The organism is Paraburkholderia solitsugae (assembly GCF_013177695.1).
Lineage (GTDB): Bacteria > Pseudomonadota > Gammaproteobacteria > Burkholderiales > Burkholderiaceae > Paraburkholderia > Paraburkholderia solitsugae.
Genome location: NZ_WOEY01000009.1, coordinates 1 through 20,748 on the forward strand (window position 1 = coordinate 1; position 20,748 = coordinate 20,748).

17 protein-coding genes and 1 riboswitch are annotated in these 20,748 nt (G+C 62.3%); of the genes, 10 read left to right on the top strand and 7 right to left on the bottom strand.

Annotated features, from left to right (window positions below; genetic code table 11):
- The first annotated feature begins 1,101 nt into the window (after positions 1-1,101).
- Positions 1,102-2,256 (top strand): IS110 family RNA-guided transposase, encoded by a 1,155-nt coding sequence (locus GNZ12_RS01360; protein ID WP_172308659.1) that lies wholly within the window; start codon positions 1,102-1,104, stop codon positions 2,254-2,256.
- 518 nt (positions 2,257-2,774) lie between these two features.
- Here the strand turns inward: GNZ12_RS01360 and GNZ12_RS01365 are convergent.
- Positions 2,775-4,139 carry an MFS transporter gene (locus GNZ12_RS01365; RefSeq protein WP_172308660.1) on the bottom strand — a complete coding sequence of 455 codons (1,365 nt, stop codon included), beginning with the start codon at positions 4,137-4,139 and terminating at the stop codon, positions 2,775-2,777.
- Between the two features lie 215 nt (positions 4,140-4,354).
- A complete protein-coding gene (locus GNZ12_RS01370; RefSeq protein WP_172308661.1) occupies positions 4,355-5,992 on the bottom strand; it encodes a gamma-glutamyltransferase family protein in 1,638 nt (545 codons plus the stop codon).
- Positions 5,993-6,321: 329 nt separating this feature from the next.
- On the opposite strand from GNZ12_RS01370, the gene GNZ12_RS01375 reads away from it, so the two are divergent.
- The 3 genes from GNZ12_RS01375 to GNZ12_RS01385 all read left to right on the top strand — a co-directional run bounded on the left by GNZ12_RS01375 (position 6,322) and on the right by GNZ12_RS01385 (position 8,425).
- A complete protein-coding gene (locus GNZ12_RS01375) occupies positions 6,322-7,101 on the top strand; it encodes a DeoR/GlpR family DNA-binding transcription regulator (protein WP_063497289.1) in 780 nt (259 codons plus the stop codon).
- Between the two features lie 308 nt (positions 7,102-7,409).
- Positions 7,410-7,607, top strand: coding sequence for a hypothetical protein (locus GNZ12_RS01380; protein WP_054034465.1), 198 nt, complete (start codon positions 7,410-7,412; stop codon positions 7,605-7,607).
- 191 nt (positions 7,608-7,798) lie between these two features.
- Positions 7,799-8,425, top strand: coding sequence for a TetR/AcrR family transcriptional regulator (locus tag GNZ12_RS01385; protein ID WP_172308662.1), 627 nt, complete (start codon positions 7,799-7,801; stop codon positions 8,423-8,425).
- A gap of 88 nt (positions 8,426-8,513) precedes the next feature.
- Here GNZ12_RS01385 and GNZ12_RS01390 read toward each other — a convergent pair whose 3' ends face one another.
- Entirely contained in the window at positions 8,514-8,888 is a 375-nt protein-coding gene (locus GNZ12_RS01390) for a hypothetical protein (protein WP_172308663.1), read from the bottom strand.
- A 202-nt stretch (positions 8,889-9,090) separates the two neighbouring features.
- Here GNZ12_RS01390 and glpD point away from each other — a divergent pair, with 202 nt between their 5' ends.
- From glpD to GNZ12_RS01410, 4 genes are all read left to right on the top strand, one after another.
- Entirely contained in the window at positions 9,091-10,620 is a 1,530-nt protein-coding gene (gene glpD, locus GNZ12_RS01395; protein ID WP_172308664.1) for a glycerol-3-phosphate dehydrogenase, read from the top strand.
- A gap of 303 nt (positions 10,621-10,923) precedes the next feature.
- Positions 10,924-12,423: a glycerol kinase GlpK gene (gene glpK / locus GNZ12_RS01400; RefSeq protein ID WP_172308665.1), complete on the top strand. Its 1,500-nt coding sequence runs from the start codon at positions 10,924-10,926 to the stop codon at positions 12,421-12,423.
- A 92-nt stretch (positions 12,424-12,515) separates the two neighbouring features.
- The gene (locus tag GNZ12_RS01405; RefSeq protein WP_172308666.1) at positions 12,516-13,229 is read left to right on the top strand and encodes an MIP/aquaporin family protein; all 714 of its coding nucleotides are present in this window, start codon (positions 12,516-12,518) and stop codon (positions 13,227-13,229) included.
- A gap of 216 nt (positions 13,230-13,445) precedes the next feature.
- The gene (locus GNZ12_RS01410; RefSeq protein ID WP_172308667.1) at positions 13,446-14,132 is read left to right on the top strand and encodes an HAD family hydrolase; all 687 of its coding nucleotides are present in this window, start codon (positions 13,446-13,448) and stop codon (positions 14,130-14,132) included.
- 202 nt (positions 14,133-14,334) lie between these two features.
- On the opposite strand, the gene ribB is transcribed toward GNZ12_RS01410, so the two are convergent.
- The 4 genes from ribB to GNZ12_RS01430 form a co-directional block, all read right to left on the bottom strand.
- A complete protein-coding gene (ribB, locus tag GNZ12_RS01415; protein ID WP_172308668.1) occupies positions 14,335-15,054 on the bottom strand; it encodes a 3,4-dihydroxy-2-butanone-4-phosphate synthase in 720 nt (239 codons plus the stop codon).
- A 146-nt stretch (positions 15,055-15,200) separates the two neighbouring features.
- Positions 15,201-15,478: riboswitch (FMN riboswitch) on the bottom strand.
- Positions 15,479-15,599: 121 nt separating this feature from the next.
- Entirely contained in the window at positions 15,600-16,289 is a 690-nt protein-coding gene (locus tag GNZ12_RS01420; protein ID WP_172308669.1) for a helix-turn-helix domain-containing protein, read from the bottom strand.
- Between the two features lie 244 nt (positions 16,290-16,533).
- Entirely contained in the window at positions 16,534-17,700 is a 1,167-nt protein-coding gene (locus GNZ12_RS01425) for an MFS transporter (RefSeq protein ID WP_172308670.1), read from the bottom strand.
- A gap of 16 nt (positions 17,701-17,716) precedes the next feature.
- Positions 17,717-18,133: a VOC family protein gene (locus GNZ12_RS01430; protein WP_172308671.1), complete on the bottom strand. Its 417-nt coding sequence runs from the start codon at positions 18,131-18,133 to the stop codon at positions 17,717-17,719.
- A gap of 116 nt (positions 18,134-18,249) precedes the next feature.
- On the opposite strand from GNZ12_RS01430, the gene GNZ12_RS01435 reads away from it, so the two are divergent.
- Entirely contained in the window at positions 18,250-19,233 is a 984-nt protein-coding gene (locus tag GNZ12_RS01435; protein ID WP_172308672.1) for a LysR family transcriptional regulator, read from the top strand.
- Positions 19,234-19,373: 140 nt separating this feature from the next.
- Positions 19,374-20,747, top strand: coding sequence for a tRNA (N6-isopentenyl adenosine(37)-C2)-methylthiotransferase MiaB (gene miaB / locus GNZ12_RS01440; protein WP_172308673.1), 1,374 nt, complete (start codon positions 19,374-19,376; stop codon positions 20,745-20,747).
- Position 20,748 lies beyond the last annotated feature (1 nt).

Here is a 20,748-nt window from a genome sequence, read left to right on the forward strand (position 1 = left end):
TCTGTCTACGCTTAACTCATGTCGTTACCTTCATGAGCCCAAGACTCGATTCCCGGTGAGGTGGCTCGTCCCCTTTCCGGGGCGGGAATTTCACCCGCTGAAAGCGCCGGGCTTAACCTGGCGCACCGAAGAATTTCTCGAGGTCCAAATCTACAACCCAGCGATGTCCCGCCTGAATGTAGTCTTGCGCGCGCCACGGCCTGATGCGCCGAGCGTCCCGGACGGAAGCCGTAACTGGTATCCGAGAACGTTGGGTCCCACTGCCTTTGCAGCACCTGCAATACCGCCTGCTGGACGAACCGGTCAAGCGCAGAGGGAATGCCGAGCTTACGCACGCCACCTCCATCCGGCTTGGGTATCTCGACCCGTCTCACAGGTTGTGGCTTGTAGGTTCCTTCGAGCAATGAGGCCCGTATCGACGGCCAATGCTCACGCAGGTACGCCGGTAGTGCCTGAACCGTCATACCGTCCACGCCCGGCGCACCCTTGTTCGCCTTCACACGTTTCAACGCCCGTTGCAGGTTTCCCCGCTCACAGACTTCTTCCATCAGTCGGTCACAAGCCGACGGGCTTTCAGTTTCGGGGTCCGCCGCCATAGGTTCAGCCCCTCGGACGGCAGTCATCCGGGCTTCACCCAGACCTCCGCCGCCAAGGACGCATCGCGTTTTCTGCTGCTCTCCCATGTCGAGTTCTCCGGCTTACTCGCCGCTCCTCTCCGTTTGGGCCTTCAGGCGCTGCCGCCCTACTATGCCCGCTGCTGACTCCTGCACGGCGATCAGCAACCCTTGCAAGTTGCTCAGTCCTGAGTCCAGGACACCGGGCAGGCCTCCCGAGGTAAGCACAGCCGCCTTCGCCACACGCCTGCCAGATCTACCACCCCGGGCCTTAATGGTTATGGACTTCGCGATCATCGGCTCGCTCGTCCGGCCGGGTAGGCCTCATATCTGGTTTCTGTTCGTCAGGTCGTGGCTTTGCTCCACGCTTCCTTCAGACCCCGCCTCGCGACGACGCCCTTGCGTTTCACTAGATCCTATGAGGGAGAAGATCCTAATGGCCGATCTGTAACATTGGCTTCTCGGGAGCGGCTCAAAGGAGAGCAACATGTGCGCAAATCTGGTAGATACAACACACATTGAGGATGTCGTGCTGGCGGTGTCACTGGAGCTGGCCGCCAGCAAGTGGAAGGTTGCGCTGCACGATGGCCGGCGCGAGCAGCCGGCGGTGCATACGGTCGCGCAGCCGCAAGCCGCGGCGCGCCTGCAGGCAGTGCTGGCCCTCATTGAGCAGCACAAGGCAAAGTGGACCCTGCCGGTCAACACACGGGTCGTCGTCAGCTACGAGGCCGGCCAGGACGCGTTCTGGATCTGCCGGGCCCTGCAGGCTCGCGGGATCGAATGTTATGTCGTCGATCCCGCGAGCATCCCCGTCGAACGCCACAAGCGGCGCGCGAAGACCGACCGGCTCGACGCCATCAAACTTGTCATCAACCTGCGCGCCTGGCTGCGCGGCGAGCGCGACCGCATGCACGTTGTTCACGTGCCGTCGCCGCAGGACGAAGCGTCCCGCCATCTGGTGCGGGACCGCGGGCAACTCCAAAAGGAAGTCCTCCAACACCGCGACCGCATGCGCAAACTGCTGGCCACACTTGGCTGCTGGGAAGAGGTCAGCAGCATGAAGTTTGCAAGCCGGCTCGCACACGGCGAAGTGCGATGCCACGACGGCGCACCCCTGCCCACAGAGTTCCGTGAGCGGCTGATGCGCGAGTGCGAACGGCTCGCGCTGGCCGAGCAGCAACTCGCGGCGCTGGAGAAGACGCGGCAGGCGAGCCTGCCGGCACCTGCGCGCCAGCGAAGCGATGACCTGGCGCGCCTGAAAGGCATTGGCGAAGTGGGCGCCTCGCGCCTGGCGCTGGAGCTGTTCTGGCGACAGTTCCACAACCGGCGCGAACTCGGCGCATGCGTCGGCCTGGTGCCACAGCCTTACGACAGCGGCGAGAGCCAGGTGGATCAGGGCATCAGCAAACAGGGCAACCGACGGGTGCGCGCGTTACTGGTCGAGATGGCGTGGTCCTGGATTCGCTATCAGCCTGCGAGCGCGCTCACGCAGTGGTTCAACCGGCGTACCCTGGAGACCGGCCCGAATCGTCGCGCCCGACGCATTGCCATCGTCGCGGTGGCACGGCGACTGGTGATTGCGTTGTGGCGCTATCTGAAGGACGGCGTCATTCCCGCCGGAGCACAACTGAAGCCGGTATAGATACCTGCACTCCCGCACCAGGAACGTTTATCCCGCTATCGGACTAACGCAGATACACATCGAAGCGAGCATGCCCGTGTGAAGGACTGGTTGCACCACTCGCAACCGATTTTCTAGATGGGGCACGCTCCCGGCAATCATGCCGGCGTAACGCGCATGCAGGATGAGGCCGGCTACCCGCCGGCGGATAGAAGTCGGTGAAACGTCACGTTTCACGAGCGCAAAAAACGCCCTTCGACCACCGCGTTTCTGCCCAATGGCGTCCCGCTATCGACACAGTCGCAGGGAGACTTCTTTATCGGCCATCAACCACCTAGTCAAACCGCTTGACAAGACACTCCTCATAGAAGCCCTTCACCACCATCAGGTTGGGCAGGGGACTTGCACCCCCAAGCTGTTGCGCATGCTCGGCGCACCGAAAAAAAGCCAGCTCTAAGAGCTGGCTTTGGCTTGAACAAACTGCGCATGTCAAACGTAGCAAGGCTCGCTGCGGGGCGCAACCGCGGCCGGCAACGCCGTCATGCGGGCTGCACGTGCTCGAGATGCCGGACGCGCCGCCTACGCCACGCGACCACGACGAGCGACAACCCCGAGAGCACTGCGGCAATCAGCACGTAGTAACTTGGCGCCAGCTTGTCGCCGGTCAAGTGAATGAAGGTCTCCACAATCGTCGGCGCAAAGCCACCGAAAATCGTGACGCCGATGCTGTAACCGATTGAAAGACCCGTCGAGCGCACCTGCGTCGGGAAGATCTCGGACATCAGCGCGGGCATCGGCCCGGAGTAAGCCGCCTTGAAGATTCCGGCGGTACCTTGCAACAGCAGCAGCCAACCGATCGTCGGATGTGTCTGTAGCCACGCGAACATCGGGTAGATCAGCGTGCCCATCAGAATCGACGTGGTCAGCATGATGCGAATCCGGCCGATACGGTCGGACAATGCGCCCATCACCGGCGACAGCAGGAACTGCATGCCGCCGTTGAGCACCACCACGCCGAACGACGCCGCAGCCGGCATGTGCAACTGCTTGACCGCGTACATCGGCATGTAGAGTTGCAGCACGTATACGCCGACTGTAGATTGCGCGACGATGCCCACGGCCAGCAGCAGATTCACCCATTGGTTGCTGAAAGACGCGTCCTTCTCATCAGAGATCTCCGGACGCTTGCCCACGGACTCACGCGCTTCACGCAACGCGAGAAATTCCGGCGTCTCATCGAGATGTGAACGGATGTAGTAACCCACCGGCCCGACCAGCAGACCGAAGATGAACGGAAGGCGCCACCCCCAGCTATTGAGTTGCTCGGGCGGCATCCACGCGGTCAGGAGCGAACCAAAAGCCGCTGCGGTGATCGCGGCCAGGCCCTGGCTCGCGAACTGCCAACTCGCGTAGTAGCCACGCCGCGACGCGCTGTGTTCGACCATGAAGGCCGTCGCGCTGCCGAACTCACCGCCCACCGCGAAGCCTTGCACGAGCCGCGCCAGCAGGATCAACACGGGCGCCGCAATACCAATCGACGCGTAGGGTGGCATCACCGCCATCGTGAAGGTGCCGACCATCATCAGCGCAATGGCCAGCGTGAGTGCCGCCTTACGGCCCTTGCGGTCACCGTAGACGCCCAGCACGACGGCGCCCAGCGGCCGCATCAGGAACGAGATGCCGAACGTGGCGATGGCGAGCAGCGTCGAGAGCCACTCGTCCTGCATCGGGAAGAACTGTTTCGCGATGATGGTCGCAAAGTAACCGTAGACCAGAAAGTCGAACCACTCGAGCGCATTGCCGACCGACGACGAAAACACGATACGCCGCACCATCGCTTTGGAAAGCGGTGCGGGCGTGGAATGGCGGGAAGCTGTCGCGGAATGCGACGCGGGGGTGTTCATGGTGTCTCCTACCCTGCCTGATGCGCGTTGCGCTGGATGCGCTTATGACGCTTGATGCCTGGCTGCCGTGCGCAACCCGTTTCGGGTTTGCGCACCACGCCTGGCTTTGTATTGCGATCCTTGATGCCGCCTCTTCACGATGCGCCCTGCATCGCCCATCTGCGCGGCCAAGCGCAGGCACTCCCTGAGCCGCGCCTGCGCTTCGTTCGAATCGTTTAGAACCCAGCTGCCAGCCCGTCGCGACGGCTGTCGCTTGCCGCCACGTAGCCGCGGTCCGGATCGTTACGGTCGAGCTTCCAGATGTACTGGCCGGAGCCGAAGTCCATGTACGGGTCGTCGACCGACTTGATCGTGTGACCCAGCTTCTGCAGGGCTGTGGCGGTCGTCGGATCGAGCGTCGATTCGATGTCGATCGTGAAGTCGCGATTGACCTTCCAGCGCGGCGCATCGCAGGCGGCCTGCGGTTGCTGACCGTAGTCGAGCATCCGCACGATCGATTGCAGGTGGCCTTGCGGCTGCATATCGCCGCCCATCACGCCGAAGCTCATCACCGCTTCCTGTTTGCCGTCCACCTGCTGAGTGAGGAACGACGGGATGATGGTGTGGAACGGCCGCTTGCCGCCTTCCACCACGTTCGGCGACTTCGGGTCCATCGAGAAGCCGCAGCCGCGGTTCTGCATGGCGATGCCGCTGTCCGGCACCACGATGCCCGAGCCGAAGCCCATGTAGTTCGACTGGATGAAGCTGACCATCATGCCGCGCTCGTCCGCCACCGACATGTAAATCGTGCCGCCGGCCTTCGGCATGCCGAAGTCGAATTGGGTAGCGCGCTTGTGGTCGATCAGCTTGGCGCGCGACGTGAGGTACGCGTCGTCGAGCATCTGCTCGGGCGTGACTTCCATCGAACGCGGATCGGCGACGTAACGGTAGACGTCGGCGAAGGCCAGCTTCATCGCTTCGATCTGCAAATGCTGCGACTCGACGTTGTCGACGGCGAGTTCTTTCACGCCGAACTTTTCGAGGATGCCCAGCGCGATCAGTGCCGCGATGCCCTGGCCGTTCGGCGGAATTTCATGCACGGTGTAACCGCGATAATCCTTGCCGATCGGCTCGACCCAATCCGCGCGGAAGTTGCGCAGATCGTCGAGCGTCAACGCGCCGCCGCCTTCGCGCGCAAACGCGGCGATCTGTTCGGCGATCTCGCCTTCGTAGTACGCACGTGGGCCCTGCTCGGCGAGCTTGCGCAGTGTCTTTGCGTGGCCGGGAAAGCGCACCAGTTCGCTGACTTCCGGCGCACGGCCGCGCGGCATGAAGGTTTGCGCGAAACCCGGCAAGTCCTTCAGTTCGGGCACGGCGGCCGCCCATTTGTACGCGACGATGCTCGCCACCGCGTGACCCCGCTCGGCGATTTCGATCGCCGGCTCCATCAGATCGGCGAACGGCAGCGAGCCGAATTTCTGATGCAGCGCTTCCCAGCCGGCAATCACGCCCGGCACGGTCACGGCATCCCAGCCGCGTTTGGGCTGCTTCGCGAGGCCGTTTTCCTCGCCGTACTTGCGCTTGAAGTAATCGACGTTCCAGGCCGCCGGCGACACGCCGGAAGCGTTCAGGCCGTGCAGCTTGCTGCCGTCCCACACCAGCGCGAAGGCGTCACCGCCGAGGCCGCACGACACCGGCTCAACCACCGTAATGGCGGCGGCCGCCGCGATCGCTGCGTCGACGGCATTGCCGCCTTTCCACAGCATCCGCAGGCCGGCTTGCGCGGCGAGCGGATGCGAAGTCGAAACGATGTTGCGCGCGAACACAGGCAGACGCGGCGTCGGGTAGGGGTTTTGCCAGTTGAAGCCAGTCATGTCGGACACTCTCGAAAGCGTGGCCCGGCGCGTTCTCGAACGCCGGAAACCTTGGGAAACGGGTAACACACAGGTGAAACGCGGAACATTGGATTGCAGCGCGATATGGCACAAAAAACAAATTCATTTATCAAATGAATAAATGCGCAAATGAGCTGAATGCGTCATTGCACGGTCGCCCTGGATCGGAGCCATGACGCACGAGTTGGCAGACAAGACGTGCGATGGTCTTACAATACGCTCACCCTCGTTCACGCATCACCCGTTTCCGGCACAGCATATTGCGCCGGTGGCGGGCAGCGCCGATAAAAACCCACGACCCGAGACACATGACCCGAGACCCCCGCCTGACTCTCAACGCCCGGCAACAGGAACTGCTGGAGTGGGTGCAACGCGACGGCTTCGTGACCGTGGACGACCTCGCGGCCCACTTCGACGTGACGCCGCAAACGATCCGCCGCGACGTCAACTGGCTCGCCGACATGAACCTGCTGCGCCGCTATCACGGCGGCGCCAGTCTGCCGACCAGTTCCGAGAATGTCTCGTACACGGCGCGTCAGCGGATGTTCCACGAAGAGAAGCGGCGCATCGCGACGCTAGTGGCCACTCACATTCCTGATCAGGCGTCCCTCTTCATCAACCTCGGCACGACCACCGAAGAAGTCGCACGGGCGCTCAACCGGCATCGCGGCCTGCGTGTGATCACCAACAATCTGAACGTCGCCAGCATGATGAGCGGCTATCCGGATTGCGAAGTGCTGGTGACGGGCGGCATCGTTCGGCCGTGGGACAAGGGCATCGTCGGCGAACTCGCGATCGACTTCATCCGCCAGTTCAAGGTGGACTTCGCGATCATCGGTACGTCGAGCATTGAAACGGATGGCACGCTGCGCGATTTCGATACCCGCGAAGTGCGGGTGGCCGAGGCGATCATCCAGCACGCCCGCACGGTATTTCTCGCGGCCGACAACTCCAAGTTCGGCCGCCCGGCGCTCGTCCGCCAAGGTCATCTCGATCAGATCGACGCGCTTTTCACCGACGCCGCGCCGCCCGCCGAAATGAACGAAACCCTCGCTGCCGCCAATTGCCAGGTGTATATCGCCGAGTAATCCAGGCGTCTTCGGCCATGTTGCAGCGCACGCAAAACTTCGAGTGAACTCAAGGATCTGCCCGCAGCTCCAAACCGCCTCTGCGACGCCAAATTGTCAAAGGGAAAATTTACTGCGGCCCCTTTGGTGTTTATCCGGCGGTTGACTACACTCCAGTTCCCCAGCGTCCGTTCCGCGCTACGCGGCGCGCTGGCAGTGTGAACCTGTGAGCATGAGCCGTACCTCCCGCCTGATCATTTAGCGGACTTCACTGGCATCGGGCCAGTCGCCGACAAGGCCGTCCGCGTTAGCTTGACATGGAGAGAACGATGCTGAGTCCGCATGAATTCGCCACGTTGTTGCTCGTCAAGGACGCCCCCAATCAAGTCGATATGGAGCGAGAGGAACTCGACGCCCTGCTGGAACGCCAGCTTGTGCAACTAGAACGGCTCGCGTCGGGCAACGAACAATGGCGCGTGACCGAAACGGGCGACAGCGCACTCAGGGCCATCAAGCGTTTCTCCTAGTACGTCGAGATTTGAAGCCAACGTCCGGCGGCATGACGGCGGGCTGCGCCGCGGTGAAAGCGCGCGCCCTCGCCGCTTCAAGGCTGCCTCGCTTTCTTTGTCTGGAACCAAGTCGCCGCGCAGACGGCGGCTTTGTTGTGTCCAATTCATTTACACAGTAAATTGATGCGACGGACCTTCTGCCTTCGCGCATGCCAAAAACACTCTCCTCCGACGATATCCAGCAATTCCGCGAAACCATGCGGCGCGTGGCCGAGAATGCGTTCGCCACGCGCGGCGCGCAGGGCGTGACGATGCGCGAACTGGCGAAGGAACTGGGTTGCAGCGCGATGACGCCCTATCGCTACTTCCGCGACAAGGACGAAATCCTTGCGATGGTCCGCGCTGCGGCGTTCAACCGCTTCGCGGCGCGGCTCGAAGCAGCGGCGAAGGACGCGCCCACGGCCGACCGCTCCGTCGTCAGCGACGCCTACGTGGCCTTCGCGCTTGACGAGCCGCACGCCTACCGCCTGATGTTCGATTTGACGCAGCAGGAAGGCGCCTACCCGGAACTCACCGCCGCATCACACCGCGCCTGGCGCATGCTCGGTGCGCACTTCGAAAAGCTCGTTGCCGCGGGCATGCTGGAAGGCGATCCACAATTGATCGGCTACGCCTACTGGGCCAGCCTGCATGGCTTCACGATGCTGGCGCTCGCCAATCAGTTACCTTTGCCACAGGCGCAACAGGCCGCCGGGAGCAACGCGCCGACGCGCGAGGCCGTGCTCGCGCAGATTCGCCGCATGTTGTGGCGCGGGGCCCAGCCGCAGCGCGGCTAGCCCGCGTTAGCCCAAGTTAGTCCATCAACTCACCCAACGCGCATACCCCTGGCGTGAAGCGCCGGATGAAAGGAGCGCAACGCGACTCTCAGCCCGCGCGCAAGGTTGGATCGGCTGCCGCGCGCCAGCTCAACGCCCTGGCCCGCTGATCAGTGAAGAAGGTCACCCACTGATTACGCACCTGCGGGTCGGTACTCACCCCGAGGCTCGTGTAATGCTGCGCCAGCGACGCCTGGAACGCGCAAAAATCGTCCTTCGACAACTTGCCACGCCGATTCGCCACGTAGGCATCAAACAGCGTCGCGTAGACGCCTTGCGCGTCATTGCCGTAGTCGACCGTCTGAGCACTGCACATCTGCTGCAACGATACGAACGAGGGCGCGCCCATCGTTCCGTTCAAGCTCGGCGAGCTGACGCATCCTGTCAGGAGTGCAACGGCGCCGATCATCCAAAGTCCACGCATGAATTCACCTCGAAATAGCTGCTATTGGGAGTATCGTCCGTGGCCGCGCGTTACGCCACCACCTTAGCCAAGCACTAGAGGAACACCTAAGAAAACCGAACTTTACTTTTTCGAATATGTTCATTAAAGTTCGCAAACGAACACTATCGGTTCGATAGTTTTTCCAAACGGCTTTCGGAATACGACGCAGGGGACACAGCAGGTGACGCAAGGCTCGAGGTACGATTTGCTCGTCGTGGGCGGCGGGATCAACGGCGCAGGCATCGCACGCGATGCGGCGGGCCGCGGCCTGTCGGTGTTGCTCTGTGAACAGGACGATCTGGCGGCCCATACGTCGTCGGCCAGTACCAAGCTGATTCACGGCGGCCTGCGCTACCTCGAGTACCGTGAGTTCGGGCTGGTGCGCAAAGCCCTGCAGGAGCGCGAAACGCTGCTGCGCGCGGCGCCGCACATCATGTGGCCGCTGCGTTTCGTGATGCCGCACATGCCCGATCTGCGTTCGGCCTGGCTGATCCGCGCCGGCCTGTTCCTTTACGATCACCTCGCCAAACGCGAGCTGCTGCCCGGCTCGCGCGGCATCGTCATGCGCAACCATCCTGCCGGCGCGCCGCTGGTCGATTCGATCAAGCGCGGTTTCGTGTATTCGGATGGCTGGGTGAACGACGCGCGTCTGGTCGTGCTGAACGCGCTGGATGCGCAGGAACGTGGCGCAAAGATTCTTACGCGCACCAAACTGCTAAGCGCGGTGCGCGCCGGTGGCGAATGGCGCGCGCAACTCAAGCGCGCGGACGGCACGATCCTCGACGTGCGCGCTGCCTCGATTGCGAATGCGGCCGGCCCGTGGGTCGGCGAATTGCTGCATGGTGCACTCGGCCGGGAAGCGACGCACAGCGTGCGCCTCGTGAAAGGCAGCCATATCGTCACGCGCCGTCTGTTCGAACACGATCACGCGTACATCTTCCAGAATCCAGACAAGCGGATCATCTTCGCGATTCCGTACGAACACGATTACACGCTGATCGGCACGACTGACCTCGAATATCACGGCGACGCGTCGCAAGTGGCGATCAGCGCCGACGAAACACAGTATCTGTGCGACTCGATCAATCGCTACTTCAAGCAGAAGATATCGCCGCAAGACGTGCGCTGGACCTACTCGGGCGTGCGTCCGCTGCTCGAAGAAGAAGGCGCGGACAACCCGTCGGCCGTCACGCGCGATTACTCGCTCGAACTCGATGCGCCTTCAGGCGAAGCGCCACTTCTGTCCGTGTTCGGCGGCAAAATCACGACGTTCCGCAAGCTGGCGGAAGAAGCCGTCGACAAACTCGCGCACGCGCTGCATAAGGGCACGCCTACGTGGACGGCCGGTGCGCCGTTGCCCGGCGGCGATATTCCGCAAGCCAACTTCGAGCGTTTCCTCGCCGGCTTCAAGCAGCAGAATGCATGGCTGCCCGCCGATCTGGCTCACCGCCTCGCTCGTGCGTACGGCACGCGCGTGAAGCATGTCATTGGCAACGCGCGCTCGGTGGCCGACCTCGGCCGCGCTTTCGCGCCGGGTCTCTACGAAGCCGAACTCACTTACCTGCGCGACACCGAATGGGCGCGCAGCGCGCAGGACGTGCTGTGGCGCCGCTCGAAACTCGGCCTGCACGTCGAACCGGGCACGCTGGATTCGATCACACGCGACATCGACACGTGGTTCGCGCGCGAACCGGTCCGACAGAGTGCTTAGCTAAACCAGCTAGTTAGATCGTTCAGTTAGGCCACTTAGTTTGGTCACTTAGTTTGCTCATTTAGTTAGGTCACTCAGTTCAGCCACTTAGCTGCGCCACTTAGTCAGACCACCTGGTCAGGCTAAAGCAACACGGCCCGGCTACGTGGATGAACCCGCATGAACCGAATCGATTTTCACCCCTCGGCTACTGACAAAGCCGGGACGCACAACCACAAACTGTTGCAGCCCGCTTAAAACAACAAGCCGTTCCCGTCGCCGGTTAGCAGTCCGGCGATTCATAAAACGCATGGAGAAGAGACAATGCAGGATCAGTACATCCTCGCGCTTGACCAAGGCACCACCAGCTCGCGCGCGATGCTGTTCGACCGGCTCGGCAATATCGTGTCGACCGCTCAGAAAGAATTCCAGCAAATCTATCCGCGTCCAGGTTGGGTCGAGCACGACCCGCAGGAAATCTGGTCGACGCAGGCCGGCGTCGCCGCCGAAGCGGTCACGCGCGCCGGCATGAACGGCACCTCGATCGCTGCGATCGGCATTACCAATCAGCGTGAGACCACCATCGTGTGGGATCGCGAAACCGGCCATCCGATCTACAACGCGATTGTCTGGCAGGACCGCCGTACGGCCGACTTCTGCGATCAGCTCAAAGAACAAGGTCTCGAAGAGAAAGTCCGTGCGAAAACCGGTCTGCCGATCGATTCGTACTTCTCGGCGACCAAGATCCGCTGGATTCTCGACAACGTCGAAGGTGCACGCGAAAAAGCGAAGCAAGGGCGCCTCGCCTTCGGCACGGTGGATAGCTGGCTGGTGTGGAATTTCACCAAGGGCGGCCTGCACGTCACCGACGTGACCAACGCGTCGCGCACGATGCTGTTCAACATCCACACGCTGAAGTGGGACGACGAGCTGCTCGAAGCGATGGACATTCCGCGCAACATGTTGCCGGAAGTGCGTGCGTCGTCGGAAGTGTACGGGCCGACCAAGACCACCGTGTTCGCCTCGAAGATTCCGCTCGCCGGCATTGCAGGCGACCAGCACGCGGCCCTGTTCGGCCAGATGTGCACGCAGTCGGGCATGGTGAAGAACACCTACGGTACGGGCTGCTTCCTCGTGATGAACACCGGCGACAAGCCGATCGAATCGAAGAACAATCTCGTCACCACGATTGCGTGGCAGATCGGCGACCAGATCAACTACGCACTCGAAGGCAGCATCTTCATTGGTGGCGCGGTAGTGCAATGGTTGCGCGACGGCCTCGGCATCATCAAGAACGCGGCTGAAATCGAAACGATGGCGCGCAGCGTGCCGCATAGTGACGGCGTCTATCTGGTGCCCGCGTTTGCAGGTCTTGGTGCGCCGCACTGGAACGCACGAGCTCGCGGTACGCTGTTCGGCGTGACGCGCGGCACGAGTTCGGCGCACATCGCCCGCGCCGCGCTCGATTCGATCGCCTATCAATCGCTCGACGTGCTGAAAGCGATGGAAGCCGACTCCGGCATTCGCATCGGCGAATTGCGCGTGGACGGCGGCGCTTGCGCGAACAATCTGCTAATGCAATTCCAGGCGGATATTCTCGGCGTCGACGCAGTGCGTCCGAAAGTATCGGAGACAACCGCATTGGGCGCCGCGTATCTCGCCGGTCTCGCGGTCGGCTACTGGAAAGACGTGGACGAACTGCAAAGCCAGTGGGCGCTCGATCGTCGTTTCACGCCTGCGCTGCCGCACGCCGATGTCAAGGAATGCCTCGACGGCTGGAAGCGCGCGATCCGCGCCGCGAAGGCTTGGGCCGACACGCCCTGATTGCTGTCCATTGGTTCCATAAGACACCATTCGACATAACGAAGCCGCCTATCCAGCGGCTTCCCTAACAACTATATTTCGGATAACCAATTATGTCTCCTTACATTGCGGAATTCATCGGCACCGCGCTTTTGGTGTTGCTCGGCAACGGCGCGGTTGCCAACGTGCTGCTCGCGCGCACCAAAGGCAAAGGCGCGGACCTGATCGTGATCGTGATGGGCTGGGCGATGGCCGTGTTCATCGCCGTGTACGTCACGGCATCGTACAGCGGCGCACACCTGAACCCCGTCGTGACGATCAGCCTCGCGCTGGCAGGCAAATTCGCGTGGGCCAAAGTGCCAGGCTACATCGCGGCGCAGATGCTCGGCGGGATGGCGGGCGCCCTGCTCGTGTGGGTCGCGTATCGTCAGCACTTCAATAAGGAAGGCGATGCTGACGTGAAGCTCGGCGTGTTCTGCACGTCGCCCGCCATTCGCAGCGTGCCGCATAACCTGCTCACCGAAATGATCGCGACTTTCGTGCTGATTCTCGGCGTGCTGTATCTGGCTTCACCGCAAGTTGGCCTGGGTGCGCTCGACGCGCTGCCGGTCGGCCTGCTGGTGCTCGGCATCGGTATTTCGCTCGGTGGCCCGACCGGTTATGCGATGAGCCCCGCGCGCGACCTGTCGCCGCGTCTGATGCACGCGCTGCTGCCGATTCCGGGCAAGCGCGACAGCGACTGGCGTTATTCGTGGATTCCGGTGTGCGGTCCGCTGATGGGCGGCGCGGCGGCAACTGGGCTGTATCTGTACCTGCACGCGCACTGATCCTGCGGCGCACGTAGGGCGCACGTAGGGCGCACATTGGCGCACGATAGGCACACTGCGGGCAAACTACGGACAGAGTAAGGGCGTAAATAAACGCCGACGGGAAGCGATGGCGCCGCGCACGCGGCGCCAAAGCACGTATCATGATGCTTTCAATCTCCGCGTATGAGCTTGCAATTGTCTTGCCCGCACGCCTCTCGCTTTCCGTTTTAAAGCATGATCGACCACCTCATCTGTGACTGCGACGGCGTGCTCGTCGACAGCGAAATCATCGCTGATCGCGTGATGCTCGAAACGCTGTCCGCCACCTTCCCCGGCCTCGACTTCGAACCCGTCGTCAAGACGGCGTTCGGCCAGCAGACCTCGCGCTTTCTTGAAGGGATCGAGAAGTCGTTCGATATCACGCTGCCGGCCGATTTCTTCAATACGATTGAACACAACGTCGAGCTTGAGCTCGCGGCATCGCTCAGCCCGATCAACGGCGTGCGCGACGCCTTGCAACGCGTAACGCTGCCAGCTGCGGTCGTGTCGAACAGCCGGATGGCGCGCGTGAATGCGTCGGTGCGGCGCGCGGGTTTGCAGCAGATTTTTGGCGAGCGGATTTTCAGCGCCGAACAGGTGGCGCGGCCGAAACCTTATCCGGATGTGTATCTGTTCGCTGCGAAGGCGCTGGGCGTGGAGCCTTCGCGATGCATCGTCGTGGAAGATAGCGTGGCCGGTTTGAATGCGGCGCGTGCGGCGGGCATGAAAACGATTGCCTTCGTCGGCGCGAGCCATATCCCCGGCGGTTATGCGGATGCGCTGCGCAAGATGGGTATGACGCGCATCATGAAGCATATGGATGAGCTGCCTGCGCTGGTCGAAGCCGGCGTGCGCGGTGAGTTTGGCGACGTGCAGTCTTAACGGGCGCAACACGAAAAAAGCCGGCTGCAATAGCCGGCTTCAAATTCCTGAGAAACCCCGCGCTTTTCCGAGCGCGGGGTTTTTTCTTTCAGACGCGCGCGAGTTCGTCGAGTTCATGCTGGTCGGCACGGTCGTACAGAACGACCAAGCGTTCACGTTCAATCGCCAACCAGGTCACTGTACGCGGCACACCCTTAAAACATCAAACCTCATCCGCGACGCATTCGCGCGCCGTCGCCAGCGTCTGGCGGAATTCCACTAGCTCGGCGATCGTCAGCATCGGCAGATTGTGTTGTTGAGCGAAGCGCTCCACATCCGCGCCGCGCGTCATCGTGCCGTCCGCGTTCATCAACTCGCACAGCACGCCGGCCGGCTTCAGACCCGCGAGAATCGCCAGATCGACGGTGCCTTCGGTATGGCCACGGCGCGCGAGCACACCGCCGGGCTGCGCGCGCAGCGGAAACACGTGGCCAGGGCGCACGATATCGGCAGGCTTCGCAGTATCGCTGATCGCAGCACGAATCGTCGTCACGCGATCGAGTGCGGAGACGCCGGTGGTCACACCATCGCGGGCTTCGATCGAAACCGTGAACGCGGTGCCATGACGGCTTTCGTTGTTGACAGCCATCGGCGGCAATTCGAGGGCGCGAATCTTGTCGTCAGGCAGGCACAGACAGACGATGCCGCTGCATTCGCGGATCAGCAAGGCCATGGTTTCGACGGAAAGTCGCTCAGCGGAGACGATCAGATCGGCTTCGTTCTCGCGGTCGTGATCGTCTTGCAAGACGACGGCGCGACCATCGCGCATGGCTTGCAAGGCGGCGGCGATACGCGGCGGAACGGGCTCGGTGGCGAGCAGCGGGAGATCGAGGAATGCGTCATCCGCAATCGTCGACGAAGCAGGAAAAGTAGTAAATGACATAGTTGAAACGCTCATCGCAAAAGTTGGGCGAGAAACGTTTCAGGGCATTGCAAACAGACAAAGACGCGCCGTTGAACGCCGCGCAAAGCGACGCTCACGCACCGCTCCAACCTCTAGCGGCGACACGGAAACGAACATGACTATCTGCACATCTTCTTCCATCCGGACTCTAACCGTCGGCTCTGGCTTCTCACCAGATCTGCTGACCCCGTGTCGACCAGAGTTAGCGCTTTAGCTGTCGATCAGAGTTAGCTCTTTAGCGCTTACTCTGACCCCATGCAAAGCTCTTACTCTGGTCCTATGCAACGTAGTTGCACAGCGCCAAATACATTGACGACGCGGGCGCTCGCGGGCTCACCGGCTCACGCTTTCGCGCTGCCGGTATACCGCCGGTGGGGAATTTCACCCCGCCCTGAAGACGCACTGATTGCCGGATCAACCGGCTGGCAAAGAATACAACAGTCGCGCAAAACCTGCAGCGCAACCCCTACTGACTAGACGGACATCTCGGCTTCACCGCACATCCGCCTGAAAACCCTCATTCGTCAGACTGGCGCGGCCTGGCGCGCCAGATCGTGCGGCGCGGGCACATCCCAGCGCGGCGGCGTTTCCGCCTTCAGCGTCACGCGAAACGCACGCGCTTCGGTATCGCCGGGATTGCGCAGGCTATGCGGCTGGTCGGCGTCGAACACGATCGCGTCGCCCGTTGCCAGCAATTGGCGCTGGTCGTGCACGCTGACTTCCAGCGTGCCTTCGCTGACCACCAGATTCACCGTGGTGCCCGGCGCGCGCCGCGTGCCGGCCTCGGTATGCAACGGCGCGATACGCAACTCGTGAAACTCGGCGGCGGTCGGCTCGGCATCCGGATACAACGGCCGGGCCGAGTAGCGCCCATTCGAACTGACGAGGCGCGACGAACGCTCTGCCGGCAAATGCTCGAAGCCATTGGTCGCATGACGCCGCAAAAACGCCGCCACCGATACCTTCAACGCCGATGCCACCTTGCACAGCACCTTGATCGACGGCACACTGCGCGCCGACTCGATCTGCGCGAGCATCGCTCGCGAAACGCCCGAGGCGCGGGCCAAGGCGTCGAGCGACAGTTGGCGCTCGGCGCGCAAACGGGCGAGATTCACGCCGACCAGATGTTCAAGCGCATCGAAAGGTTCAGCGGCACGCGACGACGCAACGGTGTCAGCCGTGGGATCGCGAACCAGCGCAAGCGGGGAATGCATGATTGCCTCCAGGAGCGCCGCCGGACGGCGGGCAAGCGGTTAGTGGAAGCAAGATAGCATCGCGGCTTGCTGCGCCCAACGAAGTTATCTTCACACTGTTATCAGCATTGCGGAGGACGGTTCTCGCAAAGCTTGTACGAATTCTTCATATGGACGTGTTCGGGGTTGGATGCGCTCGAGCACACCCACACGCGCGTACATTCAGCCAGGCACATCCGGGGAAATCAGGTGCGCCCATGCACACTCAAGCCCGCTGCGCTACGGTCGACGCAGGCGCATCCGCCCGAGCGGCAAACCACGTCAGCAGCAACGCCACCACGCTGACTGCCGCCGCGACCCACGGCAGCGTATCGAGCGAATGGCCGTGATTGATCACCAGACCGCCGAGCCACGCGCCGCCCGCATTGCCGACATTGAACGCGCCGATGTTCAACGTCGAAGCCAGATTCGGCGCCGCAGCGGCCTTCTCGACCACGCGCATCTGCAACGGCGGCACGGTCGCGAACGCCGCAATGCCCCACACGAAAATAGTAATCGCCGCGGCCACCTGCGAATGACTGGTACGCGCGAAGATTGCCATCACTACCGCGAGCGCCACCAGAATGCCCATCAGCGAAGGCATCAGCGCACGGTCCGCCAGCTTGCCACCCACGGTATTGCCGATCGTGAGACCCATACCGAACAGCACCAGAATCAGCGTCACACCGCGCGGCGAGAAGCCGCTCACCTGCTCGAGAATCGGTGCGATATAGGTGAATACAACGAACACGCCGCCAAAACCGAGCACGGTCATCGCAAGCGCGGTCCAGACCTGGGGGTCCTTCAGCACGCGTACTTCATGGCCCAAGCCGACCGGGCCGGAATCATGACGATTCGGCACCAGCAGCGACACGCCCGCCAGCGACAGCACCCCAAACGCGCTGACGATCCAGAACGCCGCGCGCCAGCCGAATTCCTGACCGACGAAAGTGCCGAACGGCACGCCGAGCACATTCGCCAGCGTCAACCCGGTGAACATCAGTGCAATCGCGCTCGCCCGCTTCTCAGCCGGCACGAGCGAAGCCGCCACCACCGCGCCGATGCCAAAGAACGAGCCATGCGCGAACGACGTCACCACGCGTGCGATCATCAGCACGGAATAGCTGGACGCGATCGCGCACAGCGTATTGCCGACGATGAACACCCCCATCAGCAACTGCAACGCGAGCTTGCGCGGCATCTTGCTGGTGACCACCGCGAGCAGCGGCGCACCGACCGCGACACCGAGCGCATAGCCGCTCACCAGCAAACCGGCCGACGGAATCGACACGGCCAGATCGCGCGCGACCTCGGGCAGCAAGCCCATGATCACGAACTCGGTCGTGCCGATCGCGAAAGCGCTGATTGCTAGCGCCAGTAATGGAATGGGCATTTTTTTACTCCAGGTTCTAAAGTTGAGCGAGTGAGTGGCGGTGAGCGTGACGCGGCGCCGTCACGAATTCGATGACCACCCCCGGCGCGAGCGCGACGAACAGTTGCAATTCGGCTTGCTGCGGCCCCATCTGCGGCACTTCGGCGAGCTGATAAGGCATGTCCGCCGCATGCAGGCGCTGCAATAGCGCTTGCCATTCGTCGGCGCTCTCCAGCCGGAGAGCGATATGGTCGATGCGCGGCGCCGCCCTGCCCGCTACGGCCGGCACCGTCGCGTCAATCAGATGAATCACCGGCCGGCCGTTTGCATACAGCCAGTAACCGTCGATCGAAAACGGCGGACGCGCGCCGTCCGTCAGCCCGGCGACGTCGACGAAGAAACGTCGCGTGGTCTTGAGGTCGGCGGTGACGATCGTTGCGTGATCGAGTTGCATGGTGTGGGCTGCACAGAGCACAAAGGGTTTACGAGGAGTGCATTGTGAGCGGAACACGTCAATTTGATAATTGGCGTAGCATTTGAAGCATTTTCAAATTTCTCTGAAAGATGACGATGGATAATCTCGGTGACATCCGCCTATTCGTCGAAGCGGCGCAGCAAGGCAGCCTGTCGGCGGCAGGTCGCAAGATGGGCCTGACGCCGGCCGCCGCCAGCGCGCGGCTGGCCAAACTCGAAGCCGGCCTGAAAACGCGCCTGTTCGAGCGCACCACCCGTCAGTTGAGGCTCACGGACGAAGGCCGCCTCTACCTGAACTGCTGCCGCCAGGCGCTGCAATCGCTCGACGACGCAGAGGCCGCGCTGCAAGCGGGCCAAGGCGTCGTGCGCGGCAAGGTGCGAATCTCAGCAACGTCGGACTTCGGCCGCAATCTGCTGATGCACTGGCTCGACGAGTTCAACGCGCTCTACCCCGAGGTGACGTTCGCGCTGACGCTGTCGGACTCGCTGTCGAATTTGGTGCAGGAAGACATCGATCTGGCGATCCGCTTCGGTGTGCCGCAAGACAGCTCGCTGGTCGCCCGCAAACTGGCGCCGAACCGGCGCGTGCTGTGCGCGTCGCCGGACTACATCGCACGCAAGGGTGAACCGAAGGATCCGCACGATCTGGTGAATTTCGACTGCATCGTGCTCGGCACCGCATCCGGTCCGGTCAACGAATGGAGGTTCACGCGCGGCGACGAGGTGCAGCACTATACGGTGCCGTTCGAGACCTCCCGGGAAACCAACGACGGCGCCGTGGCCCGCGAATGGGCGAGGCGCGGCTACGGGATCGTCATCAAGTCGATGTGGGACGTGGAAGCGGACCTGCGGGGCGACTGCCTGAAAATCCTGCTGCCCGAATGGCGCTATCCGGACGCGCCGCTCCACGCGCTCTACCACCGCAACCGTTTCATGGCGCCGCGCGTGCGCGTGCTGCTGGATTTCCTGACCGAACGCTTCGCGCAGGTATCGGACGAACTGGAAGGCCTGCTGGGCTTGCCGCCGGAGCGGTCGCGAGCAACGGCCGGGGCGGAAACCGCATCCGATGAAGGGCTATAATATTGAGCTACGCTGCAAACGTGCATTGAAAGTGGCCAGAAGCGCCGCCCCGCGGCCGATCCGCACACCACCCGCACGTTTGACCCCACTTCACCTATAAACGACGCCCCCAGGTTAACCACTGCGACCGGCGAAAATCGATGACCAAGAAAGTTTATGTAAAGACCTACGGCTGCCAGATGAACGAGTACGACTCCGACAAGATGGTCGACGTACTCGGCGCGGCTGAAGGCCTCGTCAAGACCGACACCCCGGAAGACGCGGACGTCATTCTCTTCAACACCTGCTCGGTGCGCGAAAAAGCCCAGGAGAAAGTCTTCTCCGAACTCGGCCGTGTGCGCGAGTTGAAAGAAGCGAACCCGAATCTGATCATCGGCGTGGGCGGTTGCGTGGCGAGCCAGGAAGGCGCGTCGATCGTGGCGCGCGCACCGTATGTCGATCTGGTATTCGGTCCGCAAACGCTGCACCGTCTGCCGCAAATGATCGACAAGCGTCGCGAAAGCGGCCGTGCTCAGGTTGACATCTCGTTCCCGGAAATCGAAAAGTTCGATCACCTGCCGCCGGCGCGCGTCGATGGCGCAAGCGCGTTCGTGTCGATCATGGAAGGCTGCAGCAAGTACTGCAGCTACTGCGTCGTGCCGTACACGCGCGGTGAAGAAGTGTCGCGTCCGCTGGACGACGTGCTGACCGAAATCGCCGGCCTCGCCGACCAGGGCGTGCGTGAAGTCACGCTGCTCGGCCAGAACGTGAATGCCTACCGTGCCGGCATTACACTGGGCTCGAGCGAAATCGCGGACTTCGCTCAGCTGATCGAATACGTCGCGGATATTCCGGGCATCGAACGGATTCGCTACACCACGTCGCATCCGAAGGAATTCACGCAGCGCCTGATCGACACCTACGCCAAGGTGCCGAAACTCGTCAGCCATCTGCATCTGCCGGTGCAGCACGGCTCCGACCGCATCCTGATGGCGATGAAGCGCGGCTACACGGTGCTCGAATACAAGTCCGTAATCCGCAAGCTGCGCGCGATCCGCCCGGACCTGTCTTTGTCGACCGACATGATCGTCGGCTTCCCTGGCGAGACGGAAGAAGACTTCGACAAGATGATGGCGTTGATCCACGAGATGAAGTACGACACCAGCTTCTCGTTCATCTACAGCCCGCGTCCTGGCACGCCGGCCGCGAATCTGCACGACGACACGCCGCGCGAAGTGAAGCTCAAACGTCTGCAACATCTGCAGGCTACGATCGAAGAAAACGTGCAGCGCATTAGCGATTCGATGGTCGGCAAGGTCGAGCGCATTCTGGTCGAACGCCCGGCGCGCAAGGATCCGAACGAACTCGCGGGCCGCACCGAGAACAACCGCGTGGTGAATTTCCCGGCGCCGGTCGCGTCGCACGCGCGGCTGATCGGCCAGATGGTGGACGTGAAAATCGTCCATGCGTACCCACATTCCTTGCGTGGCGAGCTTGTGCTGGTGCACGACGACGCGCCCGCGACCACCCACTGAG